The organism is Chryseobacterium sp. BIGb0232, assembly GCF_024810195.1.
In the GTDB taxonomy this organism is placed as follows: Bacteria; Bacteroidota; Bacteroidia; order Flavobacteriales; family Weeksellaceae; genus Chryseobacterium; species Chryseobacterium pennae.
In genome coordinates, this window is the sequence record NZ_JANUEH010000002.1 from 340,405 (window position 1) to 356,803 (window position 16,399).

General features: G+C 35.0%; 18 protein-coding genes. 7 read left to right on the top strand and 11 right to left on the bottom strand.

Going from position 1 to position 16,399, the window contains the following annotated elements; all coding sequences use genetic code 11:
- Positions 1 to 126: 126 nt before the first annotated feature.
- From M2372_RS07690 to M2372_RS07720, 7 genes are read right to left on the bottom strand one after another with little or no spacing between them, the layout of a single operon-like run.
- Positions 127 to 1,155: a hemin-degrading factor gene (locus M2372_RS07690; RefSeq protein WP_123319782.1), complete on the bottom strand. Its 1,029-nt coding sequence runs from the start codon at positions 1,153 to 1,155 to the stop codon at positions 127 to 129.
- Between the two features lie 4 nt (positions 1,156 to 1,159).
- Positions 1,160 to 1,810: a class I SAM-dependent methyltransferase gene (locus tag M2372_RS07695; RefSeq protein WP_123319783.1), complete on the bottom strand. Its 651-nt coding sequence runs from the start codon at positions 1,808 to 1,810 to the stop codon at positions 1,160 to 1,162.
- Between the two features lie 2 nt (positions 1,811 to 1,812).
- On the bottom strand, positions 1,813 to 2,586 hold the full coding sequence (locus M2372_RS07700; protein WP_115971023.1) for a heme ABC transporter ATP-binding protein: 774 nt from the start codon (positions 2,584 to 2,586) through the stop codon (positions 1,813 to 1,815).
- Entirely contained in the window at positions 2,586 to 3,626 is a 1,041-nt protein-coding gene (locus M2372_RS07705) for an iron ABC transporter permease (RefSeq protein ID WP_123319784.1), read from the bottom strand. Before M2372_RS07705 ends, M2372_RS07700 begins: the two co-directional genes overlap by 1 nt.
- The gene (locus M2372_RS07710; protein WP_123319785.1) at positions 3,610 to 4,488 is read right to left on the bottom strand and encodes a hemin ABC transporter substrate-binding protein; all 879 of its coding nucleotides are present in this window, start codon (positions 4,486 to 4,488) and stop codon (positions 3,610 to 3,612) included. Before M2372_RS07710 ends, M2372_RS07705 begins: the two co-directional genes overlap by 17 nt.
- Positions 4,489 to 4,509: 21 nt before the next feature.
- The gene (locus M2372_RS07715) at positions 4,510 to 5,643 is read right to left on the bottom strand and encodes an HmuY family protein (RefSeq protein ID WP_123319786.1); all 1,134 of its coding nucleotides are present in this window, start codon (positions 5,641 to 5,643) and stop codon (positions 4,510 to 4,512) included.
- A gap of 12 nt (positions 5,644 to 5,655) precedes the next feature.
- Positions 5,656 to 7,770 (bottom strand): TonB-dependent siderophore receptor, encoded by a 2,115-nt coding sequence (locus M2372_RS07720; RefSeq protein WP_123319787.1) that lies wholly within the window; start codon positions 7,768 to 7,770, stop codon positions 5,656 to 5,658.
- Between the two features lie 94 nt (positions 7,771 to 7,864).
- Here M2372_RS07720 and M2372_RS07725 point away from each other — a divergent pair, with 94 nt between their 5' ends.
- A complete protein-coding gene (locus tag M2372_RS07725) occupies positions 7,865 to 8,680 on the top strand; it encodes a T9SS type A sorting domain-containing protein (protein ID WP_123319788.1) in 816 nt (271 codons plus the stop codon).
- 184 nt (positions 8,681 to 8,864) lie between these two features.
- The gene (locus tag M2372_RS07730) at positions 8,865 to 10,157 is read left to right on the top strand and encodes a T9SS type A sorting domain-containing protein (RefSeq protein ID WP_123319789.1); all 1,293 of its coding nucleotides are present in this window, start codon (positions 8,865 to 8,867) and stop codon (positions 10,155 to 10,157) included.
- Positions 10,158 to 10,437: 280 nt separating this feature from the next.
- Here the strand turns inward: M2372_RS07730 and M2372_RS07735 are convergent, their stop codons facing one another.
- The 4 genes from M2372_RS07735 to M2372_RS07750 all read right to left on the bottom strand — a co-directional run bounded on the left by M2372_RS07735 (position 10,438) and on the right by M2372_RS07750 (position 12,325).
- Positions 10,438 to 10,728: a putative quinol monooxygenase gene (locus M2372_RS07735; RefSeq protein WP_115971017.1), complete on the bottom strand. Its 291-nt coding sequence runs from the start codon at positions 10,726 to 10,728 to the stop codon at positions 10,438 to 10,440.
- Positions 10,729 to 10,816: 88 nt separating this feature from the next.
- A complete protein-coding gene (locus tag M2372_RS07740) occupies positions 10,817 to 11,704 on the bottom strand; it encodes a sulfite exporter TauE/SafE family protein (protein WP_123319790.1) in 888 nt (295 codons plus the stop codon).
- Entirely contained in the window at positions 11,698 to 11,829 is a 132-nt protein-coding gene (locus tag M2372_RS07745) for a hypothetical protein (RefSeq protein WP_259080688.1), read from the bottom strand. Before M2372_RS07745 ends, M2372_RS07740 begins: the two co-directional genes overlap by 7 nt.
- Positions 11,830 to 11,917: 88 nt before the next feature.
- Positions 11,918 to 12,325 carry an Rrf2 family transcriptional regulator gene (locus tag M2372_RS07750; RefSeq protein ID WP_114820611.1) on the bottom strand — a complete coding sequence of 136 codons (408 nt, stop codon included), beginning with the start codon at positions 12,323 to 12,325 and terminating at the stop codon, positions 11,918 to 11,920.
- A 140-nt stretch (positions 12,326 to 12,465) separates the two neighbouring features.
- Between M2372_RS07750 and M2372_RS07755 the strand changes: the two genes are divergently transcribed.
- From M2372_RS07755 to M2372_RS07775, 5 genes are all read left to right on the top strand, one after another.
- A complete protein-coding gene (locus M2372_RS07755; RefSeq protein ID WP_123319791.1) occupies positions 12,466 to 12,894 on the top strand; it encodes a DUF4268 domain-containing protein in 429 nt (142 codons plus the stop codon).
- Between the two features lie 107 nt (positions 12,895 to 13,001).
- Positions 13,002 to 13,640, top strand: a complete 639-nt coding sequence (locus M2372_RS07760) for a hypothetical protein (protein WP_123319792.1) — start codon at positions 13,002 to 13,004, stop codon at positions 13,638 to 13,640.
- A 41-nt stretch (positions 13,641 to 13,681) separates the two neighbouring features.
- Positions 13,682 to 14,497 (top strand): DUF2314 domain-containing protein, encoded by an 816-nt coding sequence (locus M2372_RS07765; RefSeq protein WP_123319793.1) that lies wholly within the window; start codon positions 13,682 to 13,684, stop codon positions 14,495 to 14,497.
- A 224-nt stretch (positions 14,498 to 14,721) separates the two neighbouring features.
- Complete coding sequence (locus M2372_RS07770; RefSeq protein WP_123319794.1) at positions 14,722 to 15,963, top strand: serine hydrolase; 1,242 nt, start codon at positions 14,722 to 14,724, stop codon at positions 15,961 to 15,963.
- A gap of 60 nt (positions 15,964 to 16,023) precedes the next feature.
- Positions 16,024 to 16,389: a helix-turn-helix transcriptional regulator gene (locus M2372_RS07775; protein WP_123319795.1), complete on the top strand. Its 366-nt coding sequence runs from the start codon at positions 16,024 to 16,026 to the stop codon at positions 16,387 to 16,389.
- Positions 16,390 to 16,399: the final 10 nt, after the last annotated feature.

Genomic DNA, 16,399 nt, shown 5'->3' on the forward strand with positions numbered 1-16,399 from the left:
TAACCACAAATTACATAATATTTTGGTACTGTTTTACAATCCTTTATGATTGTTTCCAAAATCTAAAAGAAAAAGACCGCTTTGAATATTACAAACAAAACGGCCCTCTTAAAAATCATCTAATTATTATTGTTCAAGAGTTGCTACAAGGTCTTTCCACTCCTGAAGTTCAGGAATTCCAGGTTTTCTTTTTCCAAAGAACTGAACGATGAAGTCACCTTCTTTATTGAATACTTCGATAGCAGTTACTTCTCCGTCTTCAGTAGGTTTTTTCACGATCCATGCTTCTGCAATTTTCGTTACATCAAGATGCAGGTTAAAATCAGGATCCATTACATTGAACCACTGCTGGTGCCAAAGGGTTTTCTTTACGTTTCCGGTGTGAATCTGGATAATTCCTCTGTTTCCAACGAAAACCATGATTGGTGTACTCTTTTCTGAAGCTTCTTCAAGAATGTTAACTACTTTTGAGTTATCGATTTTCTGAGTAAATCCTTCCGGTGCCAATCTTAAAGCCTGAGTTCTGCTTACACCAAATTTTCTGGTCATCATAAAGAAATCGTGAGTATCTTTTAATTCTGTCCATGCTTTTTTGAATCCTTCAATATCTATTTCAGCATCTGGTTTTTCAGCCTGTTTAGGAGCTACCGCTTCAAAAGTGAAAGTCTGATTCTGATCTTCGGCTTTAAATTTTTCAATAATAGCATCAAAAGCAGCTTCCTCACTCTTTTTAGTCAGGTATATTTTATGCAATGCCAATCCGTCTTTTCCAAAGAACTGAAGGCTTTTTTTATCTCCCTCTACTACAGAAAAGGCAAACTTCCAGTGATTAAGGAAAATTCTAAGATCAATATCTTCTCCTACGAAAAGCTGTGCATGCGGGCTGCTGAAATCTCCGTTCAGATAGATTCCTTTTCTTTCATGAACACATTCATCATTACGGGTAAGAGCCATTACTTTTCCCAGTTGCTCTGCAGCTGTAAGAATTCCCGGAAAATCAGGATTCAAAACAGTTACTCCTTCTCCTACACTGGTTACCAGTAATTCAGCCTCGCTTACTCCAAACTGTGCAGCAGCGTTTCTTATTCTTACATGTGGATTTTCTGCTTTCAGAGCTTCCCATTTTTCCTTTAAATCATTAACTAATATGCTCATTATTTTATTTTTTTATAGTTAAAATTGTATAGATTCTTTTTATTGTTTCGTTTTCTGTTTTGCTTTTTGTTTCTTCTTCTTTTTCAGAAGTCCTCATTCTTTTGAAATAGCTTTTGGAAATCAATTCTTCCATTTCATCATTGCTGTAAAGAGTGAAATTATAGGCTGTAAATGGTAGTTTTTCCATGGACTGTCTTTGTACGAACGTTAAAACAAGCGTTCCGTTATCCTTTAAAACTCTGAAGATTTCATTTAAAAAATCAACCGGCTTTTCCCAGAAATAAACGGTATTAACTGTAAATATTTTATCAAAGGTCTGGTCCTCAAAAGGAAGTTCTGATCCTTCATATAAAACAAAATCAGCCTGTTTTTCAAATCCCTGATTCAGTCTTTTGGCTTCCAGATGCATGGTTTCAGAAATATCAATCCCCGTGTACTTCAATCCTTTAGCCAGGTTTAAAATACTCTTCACATGATCAGCATTTCCGTGTCCTATTTCAAGGATACTTTCATCATCTTCTATCAAAAGAGTTCTGATACTTTCTAATGTCATACTGATGTTAGTTGCATTCATCATTTCACCGACTTCTATGCCTTTTTCTCCCTGAGGATTGGCAAGATGCTGTGCGAGGATTTTTAGTTCTTCTTTTTCCATGGTTATCCAAAAATGATCATTGGGTTATTCGTAATAGGGTGGTCACAAATGGTACATGGAAAGTTATAAGCATTGCTGATATTTTCTGCTGTAAAAACTTCCTGTGGAGTTCCATAAGCGGAAACCTGCCCTGATTTCATTAATAAAATTTTATCTGCAAACTGAGCAGCGAGATTCAGATCATGGAGAACAACAATCGCACTGTTTGCTTTCTTTGTAAAATTTTTAATAATTTCCAGTGCTTTATATTGATGTTTTATATCCAGATTATTCAAAGGTTCATCCAGAAAAACCAGTTTGTGAGCAATATCATTTTCCAGTTGTCCCATTACCCGTGAAAGGTGTACACGCTGTTTTTCTCCTCCTGAAAGAGAGTTATATTCTCTTTCTTTTAGATGAAAAATATCTGTTTCATACATCTTATTATTCATCGCTTCAAGGTCTTCTTTTCCGGGTTGTGCATCAAAATAAGGATACCTTCCCATCATCACTACATCTTTTACCTCAAGAGGAATATCGTTACTGTTATGCTGTGAAAATTTTGCTTTATGCATAGAAAGTTCTTTTACATTCCAGTCTTCAATGGGTTTATCTTTAAATAAGACTTTTTGCTTTTCAGTTTTCACTTCATGAGCCAAAACACTTAGAAGACTTGATTTTCCTGCTCCGTTGGGCCCTACAATTGCTAAAAACTCGCCATATTCCAATGAGACATCTACCCCATCCAGAATACGGAATTCTTTATGCTTATAATTAATCTGATGTGCCTTAATCATTACAGTGCCTTTTTAAATTTAACCAAAATAGCGATAAAAATAGGTCCACCCATTAAAGCCGTCAAGATCCCTATTGGTAATTCTGAGGGCTCTACAATACTTCTGCTGAATGTATCTGCCGTCAGAAGTAATATACTTCCACATACTGCAGACAAAGGCAGGATGAATGTATAATTGGACTTGAACAACAATCTTAAAATATAAGGGACGATAAGTCCTACAAAGCCTATTGTTCCTGAAAATGCAACGCAGCTTCCTACCATTAATGCTACAATGATAATAATCTGCTTCTTCAGCCTTTCTACATTGATTCCTAAATGCTGAGCATCTTTCTCTCCTAACATCATTGCATTCAAAGCTTTTCCTTTAGGCAGTAAAATAATATACGCTCCAATCATAACAATCCCAAGAATAATATTCTTCGTCCATGTTGCTGCAGCTAAACTTCCCAAATTCCAGAATGTAAGGTCTCTAAGCTGTTCATCTTTTGAAATGTATATTAAAAAACCTGTAATTGAAAAACCTATTGCTGTAATGGCAACACCTGTCAACAACATCATAACTACATTGGTCTTTCCTCCGCTTGTTGAAATCCTGTATACCAGCATCATGGATAAAAAAGATCCTATGAAAGCGGCTATTCCTACCAGCGAAAACTGTACGGCTTCAGGAAGGTACTCTTTAAAATGTCCACCTAAAACAATAGCAATAGCAGCTAATAGCGTAGCTCCCGATGTAAGACCTATTAAATCTCCTGTTGCCAGAGGATTTTTGAAAAGCCCCTGCAAGCTTGTTCCAGAAACTGAAAGCATTCCTCCAATTAAAATAGCCATAACAATTCTGGCTGCTCTTACATCCAAAACTACATATTTATCACTCAATGATAAATCAGAATCTCCCTGTATTACTTTTCCTAAAACATTAAATGCAGATTTACCACCAAAATCGTAAACCCCTGTATTAATAGACCATACTGCTATGATAGCAAGCAATATGGTACTTATTGTCATGTAAAAGTATAATTTACTTTGTGTTCTCAATCAAAAGTTTATTTAATCCAACTACTGCTTCTCCTAGTCTCGGTCCAAAACCTGAAACTAATCCTCCATCCATTGCGATGATCTTCTTATTTTTTCCGGCGTTTGTCTGGGAAACTCCTGGCATCTTAAGAGCACCTTCGTTTCCTCCTGCTCCCTGTAATCCTGTTTCAAAGAAGAACAGTACATCAGGATTAGCTTTTACCACGGCTTCCGGCGTCAACGGTTTGAAATCTTCAAATTCATTCACTGCATTTTCTCCACCTGCCAGATTAATCAATGATGCCATTGGGGTATTTTTACCTGCTACCATCAGCATATTTCCTCTTGCATAGATGAATAATACTTTAGGTTTTTTAGCCAGTGGCTGAACCTGCTTCAGGTCTTCATCTATTTTATCAGTTAATTTCTTATAATCTGTATTTCCAATTGCTTTTGCTACCTCTTCAATCAGTTTTTTAGTACCATCGGCAGTATATTCCTGCTTAAAGATATCTACTTTGATCCCGGATGATTTGATTTTCCCCATTAGTTCTGGATTGATATCCTTATCTGAAGCCAGAATTAAAGTAGGATTTACTGCCATAATCGGCTCAATCGTTATAGATCTTACATGTCCAAGGTTTTCAGCTGTCGTTTTTAAGCTTGCAGGATAAGTACTGGTAACATCTGTTCCTACAATTTCTTTTTCGTGACCTAAAGCACTTACGATTTCTGTAATTCCACCGTTTAGTGTTACAATTTTATTATTGCTTTTTGGAGCTTCAGAAGAAGCTTCTGTTGTATTTTCTTTTTTTGCACCTTCTTCTTTTTTGCAAGAGTACACTGCGACAAGAACAGAAGCTGCAAGGATAAATTTCTTCATGATATACTATTATTTGATTTATTATAATGGATCGAATGCGAAGGATGTAAAGCCACGCTCTCCTTTTAAATTCTTCATAGATGTGAATTTCAGCTTAAAATAAAAGCCGTTTGGATCTTTCAGAATAAAGAAACGATCTGAATATACAAACGGAACAGGATTATCTGCTGTCCCAGTAGTAGTTCTCCATTTATCTCCAATAGCTCTATGATCGTTGGAAATAAACTTATCAGCATCCACATCCTTTAATTTAAATGCAGCATAGGCTTGTTCAAGATTTCCTTTAACATTTACCTGATACGCTTTCACTCCATCTAGGGTGTTAATCGTTGCGAAGTCTGCATAAAAATAACTACCAGCACTGTTCCCCGGGCTCATAAATACTTCATTGGTAAATGTCGTAAAAGCTATATCCCAGTTTTTTTTCTTAGGTTGAATCTTTGCAGGACTTCCTGTTTTAAGATTGAAAAAAGCAAAATTATACTCCGGATCTTTCGTTATTATATATTCTTTAATCTCTTGGCTTCCGGCATTAAGATCTGCATAACGAATTTTATACCCATTGGTCGCTCTTAGAATCTGAACTTTTTTCCATCCTCTAGAATCTCCGGATAAAGCTACAGAACCTGCTCCAATATTCGTATCAGGAGGAATTTCTCTTCCTAAATTGATTAAATAAATAGGGTTATCACCATCATTTTCTTTGACAGGATCAATACCTGAAGTTTGAGTTAGGAATTGACCATTTGGATTATCTACATACTTCATATTTTCAGCATCAAATGTTCCAACCTGCACAATATCTTTTAAGTTTGTTACATCTGACTCTTTTACCTTACCGATATCTTTAGCATTAGGTATTTTAATCACCGTCATGGCAAGAGACCCATTGATAATTACCCTAAAATCATCTCCTGTATAAAACCCTAGGTCCCAATCAGTTCGTTTATTAATTGTTTTTCTAGGCTCTTTTTCTTCTTTAACCATATCACTCAGGTCAATCCATACCTGATTAGGTTCAGTAGCTCCACCCACAGGTACATTCACCGAAGATCCAGTAATAGGTGGCGCAGGAACTTTGTCCTCATCAGCAGAAATACAAGACTGTGCCGCTAGCATTACAGAAAGAATCGAAAATATTTTTAAATACTTCATAGTAACTTTTATTTAAAATTGAAATGTTAATCTGGCAAAATAGCTTCTGCCATAATATAAATTCACAATACCTGTAGGAGCTGTTGTAGCATGAGCCTCAGCCTTCATCGCTGTAGAATTAATGCTGGTAACATCAAAGATATTTTTCACTCCCGCTGAAAGTTCCAGATGATCTTTCCAGAACGGCTGACTTACAATAAAATCCATCATATGAAAACCATCTGTCCTTCCAAGCTTAAACCCACTCGTTTCATTTTCAAACACATAAAGTCTTCCAGGACCTGTATATTTATAATAAAGAGCAAATGAAGTTCCCGGATTCTTCAGTTTATAATTGACTGTAGCTCCTGCCTGTACCTGATACTGATAGTCTGTAGGTGAAGTATGATACATTGAGTTCATGGATACTGAAGTTCCCCCTAAAGCACTTCTTAAGGAAAGTGCCAACTGGTCTTTTCTGAAATCAACATTTGCTGAGAATAACATATTTCTATATTTATCCATATTTCTAAACTGGTAAGTAGAAGGATCTTTTATTAGAAGCATTTCTATCTTGTCCCTTACATCAAGATATAAACCACTGATACTATAGGCAATCTTCCAATCGTTTCCTGTTGTAAAGTTCTGATCCCAAAATGCTCCTGTAGAGAAACCTTTTTCCGGATTCAGATCAGGATTTCCTTGAATGTTATGATTCAGATTTACGAAATATGTATAAAGCTCTTCATAAGTAGGAAAACGGTTTGCTGTACCAGCCACCAATCTCAAGTTTGAATTCTCAGAAGTTTTATATCTTGCAGAAAGAGAGTAATTAAACTGATTATTGAATTTTTCACTTACTGAAAGCCTTGCACCCGGTCTTACAGAGAATTTATCAGAAATATTCCATTCTGCAGAAATAAAGTTTGAGTAGGTAAAAAGAGTTCTGTTGATCGCTTTTGTAAAAAATTTACCGGCAATTAATGATGCATAACCATCTGTATAATCTAATTCATACCCCAACTGAAAATCGAACGTTTTATTATCTAGGAAATTACTGAACATTCCTCTTGAATAGATTACATTCGTTTTGTAGTAAGACAGTTCTTCTTCTTTATTGAGAATAGATCTGTTTGGGATATCATAATTATAATCCTGAAACTTTCTATTCTGATTTTGGTAAGAAAAATCTCCCATATACTGAATATGCCCCAGATTTGTCTGAATATTAAACTGGTGAATCCATCGATTTGTATTATATTTTCTATCCATACTTCGATACAAAGCACCTCCATTTCCGTCATTAAGTGACTCTACGTTCACTTCAGGATTATAGAAATTGAATTTTTCATTCAAATATGAAAGTTTATAATAAAAGGAAGTTTTATTTTTTGAATATCGGATCAAAGCAGATGCATCATACTGGTCTTTAGGATTCCATTCATAGCCTCTTTTAAGATCAGTTTCTAAATATTTATAGCCCATTTTATTCCCTTCATAGCCCATAAACTGATTATGGTTAAAGTTGATATTCGCAAACCAATTATTATCAATATTATAATCAATATTTACATTCTGGATGTGTCTTCCATTTCCTTTTTTCTTGAGATCATAATTGTTTCTTACAGTCTCTTCCTGAGCAGAAGCTCTTACGCTGATCTTTTTTGAACTACCTTTCTTAGTAATAATATTGATAACCCCAGCAAGTGCTCCATTTCCGTATTCTACACCCATACTTCCCTTAACAATCTCAATTCTTTCGATGTTATTCAATGATAGTTTGGTAAGGTCTATATTACTTCCTAAACCTGTATCTCCTACTACCGGAATATTATCAATAAGAACTTTAACATAACTTCCATCTAATCCCATCATATTAGCTGTAGAATTTCCTGAACGGGTATCCGGAGTGATTTGAATGTTAAGACTTTGATTTAAAACATCAGCTACATTGGTTGCCGCCATGTTTTTGATCTGTTCAGCATCTATTACTTCAACCTTATATATAGATTTGTTAATGGATCGTTGTGTAAATTGCCCTGTGATGACAACTTCTTCTATTTTCTTTTGATTAAGAGAATCCTTTTCTTGTGCATTCATCCAAAAAGCAATGGATAATGATAGAATGGAAAGCACCTTCTTCTTCATAAGGGTAAAAATTTCGACAAATATAAAACTTTATTTAGAATGATTAAAAATAAATATATACTTTTGTGTAATAATTCTAAATAAATATAATAGCATGAAACTAAAATTACTTTTAGGAGCATTGATGCTTACAGCCTTTACAGCTAAGGCACAAGTACCAACTATCAACGAAAACTTCAATAATTTCACTGCAGGAAATACCACTTTTCCTCAGTTTGGCTGGTCTACAGTGGTAGCTCCTTTGGTTATGAATGAAGCCCCTTTCCCTGTTCCGCCAAGAATGATCGTAACGAACACTAATGCTAATAGAGCTGTTCAGTCATATTCAGGGACGAATCCTACAAATCCATCTTATTTAATTTCTCCACAGATTCAGGCTCCTGCAGGAGACAAAACACTGAAGTTTACAACAACTTTAATATCTCCATCTCCTGGCCCTGGAACTATTCAGATAGGATTAGCATCTAACCCTACGGATATGTCAACCTTTGTTCCTGTTGGAAATCCAATTACAGTATCTGTAATTGGAACGAATCTGAATATAAATATACCTATACCAGCGTCTACATCTTCGTATATCGTATTTAAATTTACGCCTTCAGCTATGCACGTAGCTGTACAAATTGATGATGTTGTCTATGATACAACAGGTTCATTGGGGGTTAGTGACAAAGTATTTGCACAAAATGAAGTGAAATTCTTTGTTAATGCAGACAATACGTCCCTTAACTTTGTAGCGAAGAAAGATCCTAAAAACATCCAAATCTACTCATCTGCAGGTCAGAAAGTGGCAGAGGGAAAACTAAACGGACAAAAATTTAATATCAATGGACTTCAGACAGGAGTTTACTTCATAGCCATTGAAACGGTTGAAGGGAAAACCATTCAATCAAAGTTCATCAAAAAATAAGGTTTATTAGACTATTATTTGCCTTTAATAAAGCCGGAGGGACCATTCCTTTCGGTTTTTTTATACCCCGATTTCTAAGATCATTCTATAAAACACGATAAAAATCATGTTTTTATTTAGAATGATTAAAAATAAATACATACTTTTGTTGAATCATTCTAAATAAGAATTTTAAAAATAAATTATGAGAACAAAACTATTATTGGCATCGTTGCTTGCTCTTACTGTTCAACAGACAGTGTTAGCGCAGACCGATGCATTAGGATACACACAGGCAAATATGACGTTGGGAAATGGGTATCAAAATCGTTCATTCTTTAATTTCACAGATGGGAATATTGTTTCTCAGCCTGCCAATATATGGGATGTAGCATTTTATAGAACGTCTCCTTATTCGACAGGAACAAGAATTAATGATGCTAAAAATATTGAAGTATATACTGCTGCTACCAGCTTAACTGAATGGGATAACATCAATATTAATAATGAAGCTTCTTGGGGAGCTCCTCTTTATAACCCGGACCAAATTACGGACTGGAGCCAGGGAGCTTTTGAACAAGGACCTATTACAGGGCCTACTCCTAATGTTCCTGCTACAGGTTGGGGAGTTTATAATTCAGTGACCCATCATGTTCAAGGAAAAGCCATTTTTGTCCTAAAGTATGCTTCAGGAACTTATATTAAGTTTGCTATCGAAGATGCATTTGCTGGATATACATTCAAATACTCTAAGTGGGATGGTACAACATGGAGTCCAACAGAAACAAGAACATTAGCTAATGGAAATGATGATTCTTATTTCAATTATTTTTCATTTGATACCGGAGCTAAAGTTCCTAATATGGAGCCTTCAAAAACTGCATGGGACTTAGTATTTACAAAATATTTTACATTCTATAACGGTCTTCAGATGTATCCTGTGGCAGGAGCAATCCAAAGCCCAGGCCTTAAAGTTGCCAAGGTAGACCCGGAAACTCAGGAAGTTGCTAATGGAAATATTCCTGCTGCTAATAGCTTTTCATCTAATATCACTTCTATCGGCCACTCATGGAAGGTAATTACAACTTTAAAGAATAATGTTGTTTATTATGTGAAAAAAGGAGATGATTACTACAGAATGTACTTTACTCAAAGTGATGGTTCCAGCACTGGAAACATGTATTTCAAATACAAAAAAATCACAGGAACGTTAGGGATTACTGAAGTAAGCAAAAAAGCATCTTTTGGGATTTATCCTAACCCGACAACGGCAGATAAAAGAGTAACCGTTCTGTTTGATGTAAAAGAAAAGGCAAACAATAAAGGGAGTGTAGAAGTATATGACCTTACCGGAAAAAAGGTGCATTCTGCTGAATTAAGCAATCAAACCGGATTTTACAGAAAAGACCTGAATCTGTCTCACCTTCCTTCAGGAAATTATATGGTAAAAATTACCTACGGAGGAACTTCGGAAACGAAAAAACTTATTGTGAAATAATATTTTACTCAAATACTTTCTATTTTTTCTAATAAAAAGGCGGTTTCAGAATACTGAAGCCGCCTTTTATTGTATTATTCTATCTGAGATCAGGTAAAAATTCCTGATTTTGCCAAGTATAAAGCTAAACTAAAGAAATCTAAGGCTTTAAACAAAGAACTGCCTTTTGATTTTCCTCTTTTTAAGAAGTCTTAATGACAATCGGTAGTTATATGACTAAAAGTAACTTCCAGCCTCTTTCTTCCGGCTTACAACTTTAAACTAAACAAATTCATATTATTTAATATATTTTAAAGCCTTTGTAAACCTCTACTCCACTTTCCATAATTCTGGAAGCATCCTTACGGAAATCCAGCAGGTGATCCTGCCCGTTGTGTCTGTTGTGGTGTTCTACACTTTCCCAAAGTTCGATCAGGAAGAATGTTCCTTTGTTATCTTTATCTTCAACAAGGTCGTACTGCAGGCAGCCTTCTTCTTTTCTCGTTTCCTTTACCAGGTTTTGAAAAAGCTCCACCGCTTCCATCAGATAATTTTCATTAAACTTAAAAAGTGCAATGATATGTAAGTTCATATTCTAATATTTATTGATGTAAAAGTAAAATATTTTCAAAATCAAATTTATTTTTGGCCCTTTTATTTTCACCTATTAAAGCATATTTTTAGCTGAACACTGATTTATAAATAGTTATAGAGCTCATCACGATTACCAATACTCCAATTACAAGAAACATTTTCTTCACCGGAAGCTTTGCGGTAAGCATGGCTGAGAAAGGAGCTGTTATAATTCCTCCAATCAGAAGCCCGAGAATAATATTCCAGTGCTGGATTCCAAGGGTTAGGAAAAAGGTAACAGCAGCTGTAACGGTCAGAATAAACTTCGCAACAGTTGAACTTCCTACTGCAAATCTTGGGGTAAAGGCATTTTTAATAAGGGTTCCGGTCACTAAAGGTCCCCATCCTCCACCTGCAAAAGAGTCTATAAATCCTCCGATCACTCCCAGCCTTGTCAGGTTGGTCTTTCTTTTAAGGGCTTTACTCTGTTTTTCTTTAAAAGCATTGGAAAGGATTTGAAATCCAAGATATAGAGTATAGAAAGCAATACCTGTTTTGGTGATTTTTGCATAGTATTCTCCGAGATAAGTAAGACTCACCGCTCCGATAACAGCTCCAATAACCGCAGGAACAGCCAATTTCTTGACCAGGCTTTTGCTTACATTCTTAAGTTTAATATGACTTACGCTTCCCGCAGCTGTAGTAAAGCTTTCTGCGGAGTGAATACTTGCACTTACAATATGAGGCGGAATATTCAGGAGCAGCAGTGTGGTTGTACAGATCACTCCATATCCCATTCCCATTGACCCAGCTACAATTTCTGCAAAAACACCTACAAGAAGCATCCAGTAAAAAATATAATGATCTTTCGCCAGAATCTGTTGCAGCTCATCAAAGTAGCCCAATTCATACAGGGAAAAAACAGCAACCGATACAATAGCAAGTGTAACAAACAATACATTGAGCCTTATCTGAATCTTTCTTGAAATCACCATAGTTCCGGAATTTTAAATTTATATTCTTTAATACTTCCTATATCGGTGATCAGAATAATTGTATTACTCAGCATCCCTCCTGCCATCAATGGCTCCATATTATCGGCATCTTCTTTTGGAATCATAGTTTATTCTTTTGAAGTGATGCAAATATCCAATAAAAATATTATCCTACAAAACAAGTAGACTAATTATTCAAAAAAAAGGACCAGGTCAATCGACCAGATCCATTAAAGTTTTACTCTCCAGGATATTCAGTGAAGCGTCCCGAACTTCAATCAGTACATCATGCAAGCCACAGTGATCTTCGTTGCAGTCTTCACATTTTTCATAAAAGTTCAGACTTACACATGGAAGCATGGCAATGGGCCCATTCACAAGACGGATAATTTTAGCCAGTTTCACATTCTCAGGGTTTTCTTTAAGGAAATATCCACCCCCTTTTCCTTTTTTACTGTCAAGGATCTCCGCTTTTTTCAGTTCAAGCAGAATATTTTCTAAAAACTTTAAAGGTATCTTTTTGTGTTCCGCAATTTCGGAAATAAGAATTGGGCCTTCATTTCTTTTTTCTACAAGATATGAAAGAGCCTTAAACGCATATTGAGATTTTTTTGATAGCATCACAGCAAAAATAAGAAAATTGTTTAATATGTTTAAGGTAAAAGGCAAAATTGCAAAAAGACTAATAACCGACTTTTATTTTCACCTTTTTACAGCTCTACAGTTTTGCCTTTTTCCTATTAAATCATTATGTTTGCCCTATGTTCAGTAAACAAGAAGCGCAACAAATAAAAAAGGAATTTTGGACAGCTTTTGGAAAATCCTTTCCAAGAAAATGGATCCTTTATGACACTAAGGTAAAGGATATGGCATTTAAATTCTCTGCAGATAACAAAAAAGTAGAGGTTTCTTTTGATATAGAAATGAAAGACGAGGTGTTCCGTAATGCTTATTATGAGAAAATATGGTCTTTGGAAGATATTTTAAAAGACTTTATCGGAGATTTTCAGAAAGACGAATATTTCACCTTGGAAAATGGGAAAGTCATCAGCAGGATTTGGGTGGAAAAAAATGGTGTTTCAATTTTCAACAGAAATACATGGCAGGAAATTTTTGAATTCTTCGTGGACAAAATGGATGGATTTGAAAGATTTTATTATGAGTATGAGGATTTTATAAAGGACATATAAAATAATTACGAAATAAATACCGTTTTACACTTTAGGTAAAGATAAAAAAGAAAACTATCTTTGCTTTATACCACTTAAACTAATAATGAAACTAAACATGATTAAAAATGAGAAAAGTGTACAAAAACATTTTTGGAGAAGTTATCTCCAAAAGTAAAGCTATGAAGCTTGACGAATATCACCTGTATTATTACGAAAGTGATTCTGATATACTGAAAGAGATTGAATTCATCAACGAAGACAGTATATACAATATTAATTATTTCTTACATGAAGGCGACAATGAAGAGAAAACGTTGGAATATCTAAAAGAAAAATCAGATTTCTTTGACATCGAAAAAAAGGAAATTGCTGACGGATTTATTATTTCCACCAGTAAACTCTATTCACTGTCTGTAGACGACCTGCCTCTGGTTTCCAAAACTGTTTTCAAAGCTGATGATCCTGAAAATTTCATATGCTCTCAGGTTATTGACAATGAAACGCAGGAACCCCAGCTTGAAAGAACTGTAAAATGCTGGTATACAACTGATGAAAATGGAGAAAAATATGCAGCTATAGAGTGCAGCTATCAGGAAGACGGAAAACTGGAACTCGCTATTGATAAAACTTCAGATCCTGATAATGAACAGAACTGGGCTCACTATGACTACGAAACATTCCATGAGCTTCAGGATCATTTTCACACAGATATTTCCTATTATAAAACAGCTGCATTACTTCCGAAAGAAGCCTATCAGGATTAGAAATATTTTTACAATACATCAAACAAACCACAATTTATTCTATGGAAGACAATCCTATATTTTGGGCGGATGGAGATGATCCGCAAATGATCGAAGCCTATAAGAAAGCACAGGAAACTTTTAAATATTTCTGGCGTGAACAATCCTGGGAATACAGAAGAATTATCCCCGGGCTTAATGTCTCATGCGTAAAAGTAATGTTTTCGGAAGAAACAGAAACAGGAGAAAACAATGTTGAACATATGTGGATCAATGATGTTAATTTTGATGGTGACCGTGTAACCGGATACCTGATCAATGAACCCAATACCCTTGGCAATGTTCAGGTGGGTGATTATATCGACATTCCTCTTACTGAAATCAGTGACTGGCTTTTTGCGATTACTCCCCATGTAAAGAAACCTAAAGGTATTTCGAAATTATTCTCTTCATCATCAGACCCTCTTCCAAAAGCTTACGGTGGATTTACGATTCAAAAAATGCGTTCAGACATGTCAGCACCGGAAAGAAATGATCATGACAATGCCTGGCAGCTGGATTTCGGAGATTTCAACGATATTCTTTTGGTTAACAACCAGAATGAGGAGCCTGAAAATCTTGTAGAGCATCCGATGAGCAGAAATATGAAAGAAGATTTTGTGAAATTTTTGCAAGAATATCCTGATGAGATTAAACTTGTAGATGAAAACGGCCAGACTCTTCTTCACCGGGAAACCATTGCCGGAAACTTAACCACAGTACAGGCTGCATTGGAAGCTGGCGCTGATAAAAGCCTTCAATCCAAAACCGGAAAAACGGCATTGGATTATGCAAAGCAGCTGAATTGGGGACATATTATTCCGGTATTGGAAAACTAATAACGGAAGAAATACAATTAAAAAAAGACTTCTTCACTGGAGAAAAAAAAAAGAGAAACTGGAATGTTTCTCTTTTTTTATTACCTATTTTTTGAAACTACAAAAGACACATGAGTTTTATAGTTCTAATAAGTAAGATTGGAAAATTTTCTTAACTTCTCATATGATTCTCTAATCATAATGTAACAAAACACTCTACACAAATGTCTTATTATTAAAAGCTTATGAGAAAGTATTTCATCTTATTTATGACTTCTCTATCATTGATTTCATGTCAGACTATGAAAACCAATTCACATCCTGTTTCCTATAAAACAAACGATTCTTTAGATCTGGAAATCAATAAAATATATCAACAGGGGAATTTTAACGGTTTTTCCGTTTCTATTGTTAATGACCAATCAACACTTTATCAGAAAGGATTTGGCTTTTCAGATATAAAAGAAAAGAAACCCTACACCATCAATACCATTCAAAATATTGCTTCTGTTTCTAAAACATTGGTTGGAATTGCTCTTCTGAAAGCTCAGGAGCTGGGAAAATTGAATTTGGATGATCCAATACAGAAATATTTACCATTTAAAGTCATCAATCCAAAATTTCCAGAAACATCCATTACTATACGTCAACTAGCCACTCATACTTCTTCTATTCTGGATACTGAATTTTATTTATCTAAAAGTTATTTTCTAAAGCCGAATCAAAATCTGAGTGGTGCAAAGCTTAACTTTGATGACGAGCAGGTATTTAATACTTCTGATTCGATCATCACCATGGCTGCATTCCTTAAAAATGTTCTGGCAGAAAACGGAAAGTGGAATAAGAATAGTTTTTCATTGCATAAGCCAGGAACAATATATGAATATTCCAATGTGGGAACTGCTTTAGCTGCATTTATTATTGAACAGGCAACCGGGCAGGAGTTCAGTGCATTTACAAAAGAATACATTCTGAATCCTTTGCAGATGAACGATTCAGGATGGAAGTTTGAGGATATTCAGTTTTCGAAATTCTCCAGACTTTATGAAAGCCCTAAGACGGTACTTCCCTACTATCTTTCAGCAACCTATCCTGATGGAGGATTTATTACCAGTATTAATGACCTTAGTAAATATTTAACTGAACTGATTAAAGGATATAACGGAAAAGGAACAATTTTGAACCAGAAAAGCTATAAAGAATACTTCACGCCACAACTTTCTGCCACTAATTTTAAAGAAAGAAATACTCAAAATCCTTACAGTGAATCTTATAATGTGGGAATATTTATGGGATTTGGCTATACAGGCTATATTGGCCATACGGGTGGAGATCCGGGCGTAATGTCTATGCTATTTTTTGATCCTAAGAATAATCTGGGAAGAATTATGATCTTCAATACCAATTTCTCGGATAAGAAAGGGAATGATGCTTTTTATGGAATATGGAATGTGTTGGAGAAATATCAAAGTGCATTCAGTAAATAGATTTTAAAGTTCTACTCCATTTTTTTATATTTGTATAAAGACACAAATAAAAAGGTCGTTATGGAAAAGCTAAAAAGTCTAAGAAAGCAAAGAGGTTACACACAGGAATATATGTCTAAAGTCATCTCGACAGATGTTTCAAACTACTCTCGAAAAGAGAATGACGAAGTAAGAATATATGATGATGAATGGGAAAAGCTTGCAAAAGCACTTGATGTTCCTGTAGAAGAGATAAAAGAAGAAAGGAAAACAGCAATCGTTCATAACAACCATGACAATACTACTTTCAATGATAATGCCGGTAGTTACTTTAACCACTTCCATAGTATTCCGGATTCTATCGTAGAAAATTTACAAAGTTATATTAAGGTTTTAGAAGAACAAATTGAAACTTTGAAAGAAGAGAATAAAAAGTTAAAAAAATAACAATTAATTT

Coding starts and splice junctions, on each gene's coding strand:
- M2372_RS07725 (WP_123319788.1), top strand. CDS start 7,865: ATGAAACTAAAATTACTTTTAGGAGCATTGATGCTTACAGCCTTTACA.
- M2372_RS07750 (WP_114820611.1), bottom strand. CDS start 12,325: ATGCTATCAAAAAAATCTCAATATGCGTTTAAGGCTCTTTCATATCTT.
- M2372_RS07690 (WP_123319782.1), bottom strand. CDS start 1,155: ATGAGCATATTAGTTAATGATTTAAAGGAAAAATGGGAAGCTCTGAAA.
- M2372_RS07730 (WP_123319789.1), top strand. CDS start 8,865: ATGAGAACAAAACTATTATTGGCATCGTTGCTTGCTCTTACTGTTCAA.
- M2372_RS07735 (WP_115971017.1), bottom strand. CDS start 10,728: ATGAACTTACATATCATTGCACTTTTTAAGTTTAATGAAAATTATCTG.
- M2372_RS07765 (WP_123319793.1), top strand. CDS start 13,682: ATGGAAGACAATCCTATATTTTGGGCGGATGGAGATGATCCGCAAATG.
- M2372_RS07740 (WP_123319790.1), bottom strand. CDS start 11,704: ATGGTGATTTCAAGAAAGATTCAGATAAGGCTCAATGTATTGTTTGTT.
- M2372_RS07720 (WP_123319787.1), bottom strand. CDS start 7,770: ATGAAGAAGAAGGTGCTTTCCATTCTATCATTATCCATTGCTTTTTGG.
- M2372_RS07745 (WP_259080688.1), bottom strand. CDS start 11,829: ATGATTCCAAAAGAAGATGCCGATAATATGGAGCCATTGATGGCAGGA.
- M2372_RS07710 (WP_123319785.1), bottom strand. CDS start 4,488: ATGAAGAAATTTATCCTTGCAGCTTCTGTTCTTGTCGCAGTGTACTCT.
- M2372_RS07700 (WP_115971023.1), bottom strand. CDS start 2,586: ATGATTAAGGCACATCAGATTAATTATAAGCATAAAGAATTCCGTATT.
- M2372_RS07760 (WP_123319792.1), top strand. CDS start 13,002: ATGAGAAAAGTGTACAAAAACATTTTTGGAGAAGTTATCTCCAAAAGT.
- M2372_RS07695 (WP_123319783.1), bottom strand. CDS start 1,810: ATGGAAAAAGAAGAACTAAAAATCCTCGCACAGCATCTTGCCAATCCT.
- M2372_RS07775 (WP_123319795.1), top strand. CDS start 16,024: ATGGAAAAGCTAAAAAGTCTAAGAAAGCAAAGAGGTTACACACAGGAA.
- M2372_RS07715 (WP_123319786.1), bottom strand. CDS start 5,643: ATGAAGTATTTAAAAATATTTTCGATTCTTTCTGTAATGCTAGCGGCA.
- M2372_RS07755 (WP_123319791.1), top strand. CDS start 12,466: ATGTTCAGTAAACAAGAAGCGCAACAAATAAAAAAGGAATTTTGGACA.
- M2372_RS07770 (WP_123319794.1), top strand. CDS start 14,722: ATGAGAAAGTATTTCATCTTATTTATGACTTCTCTATCATTGATTTCA.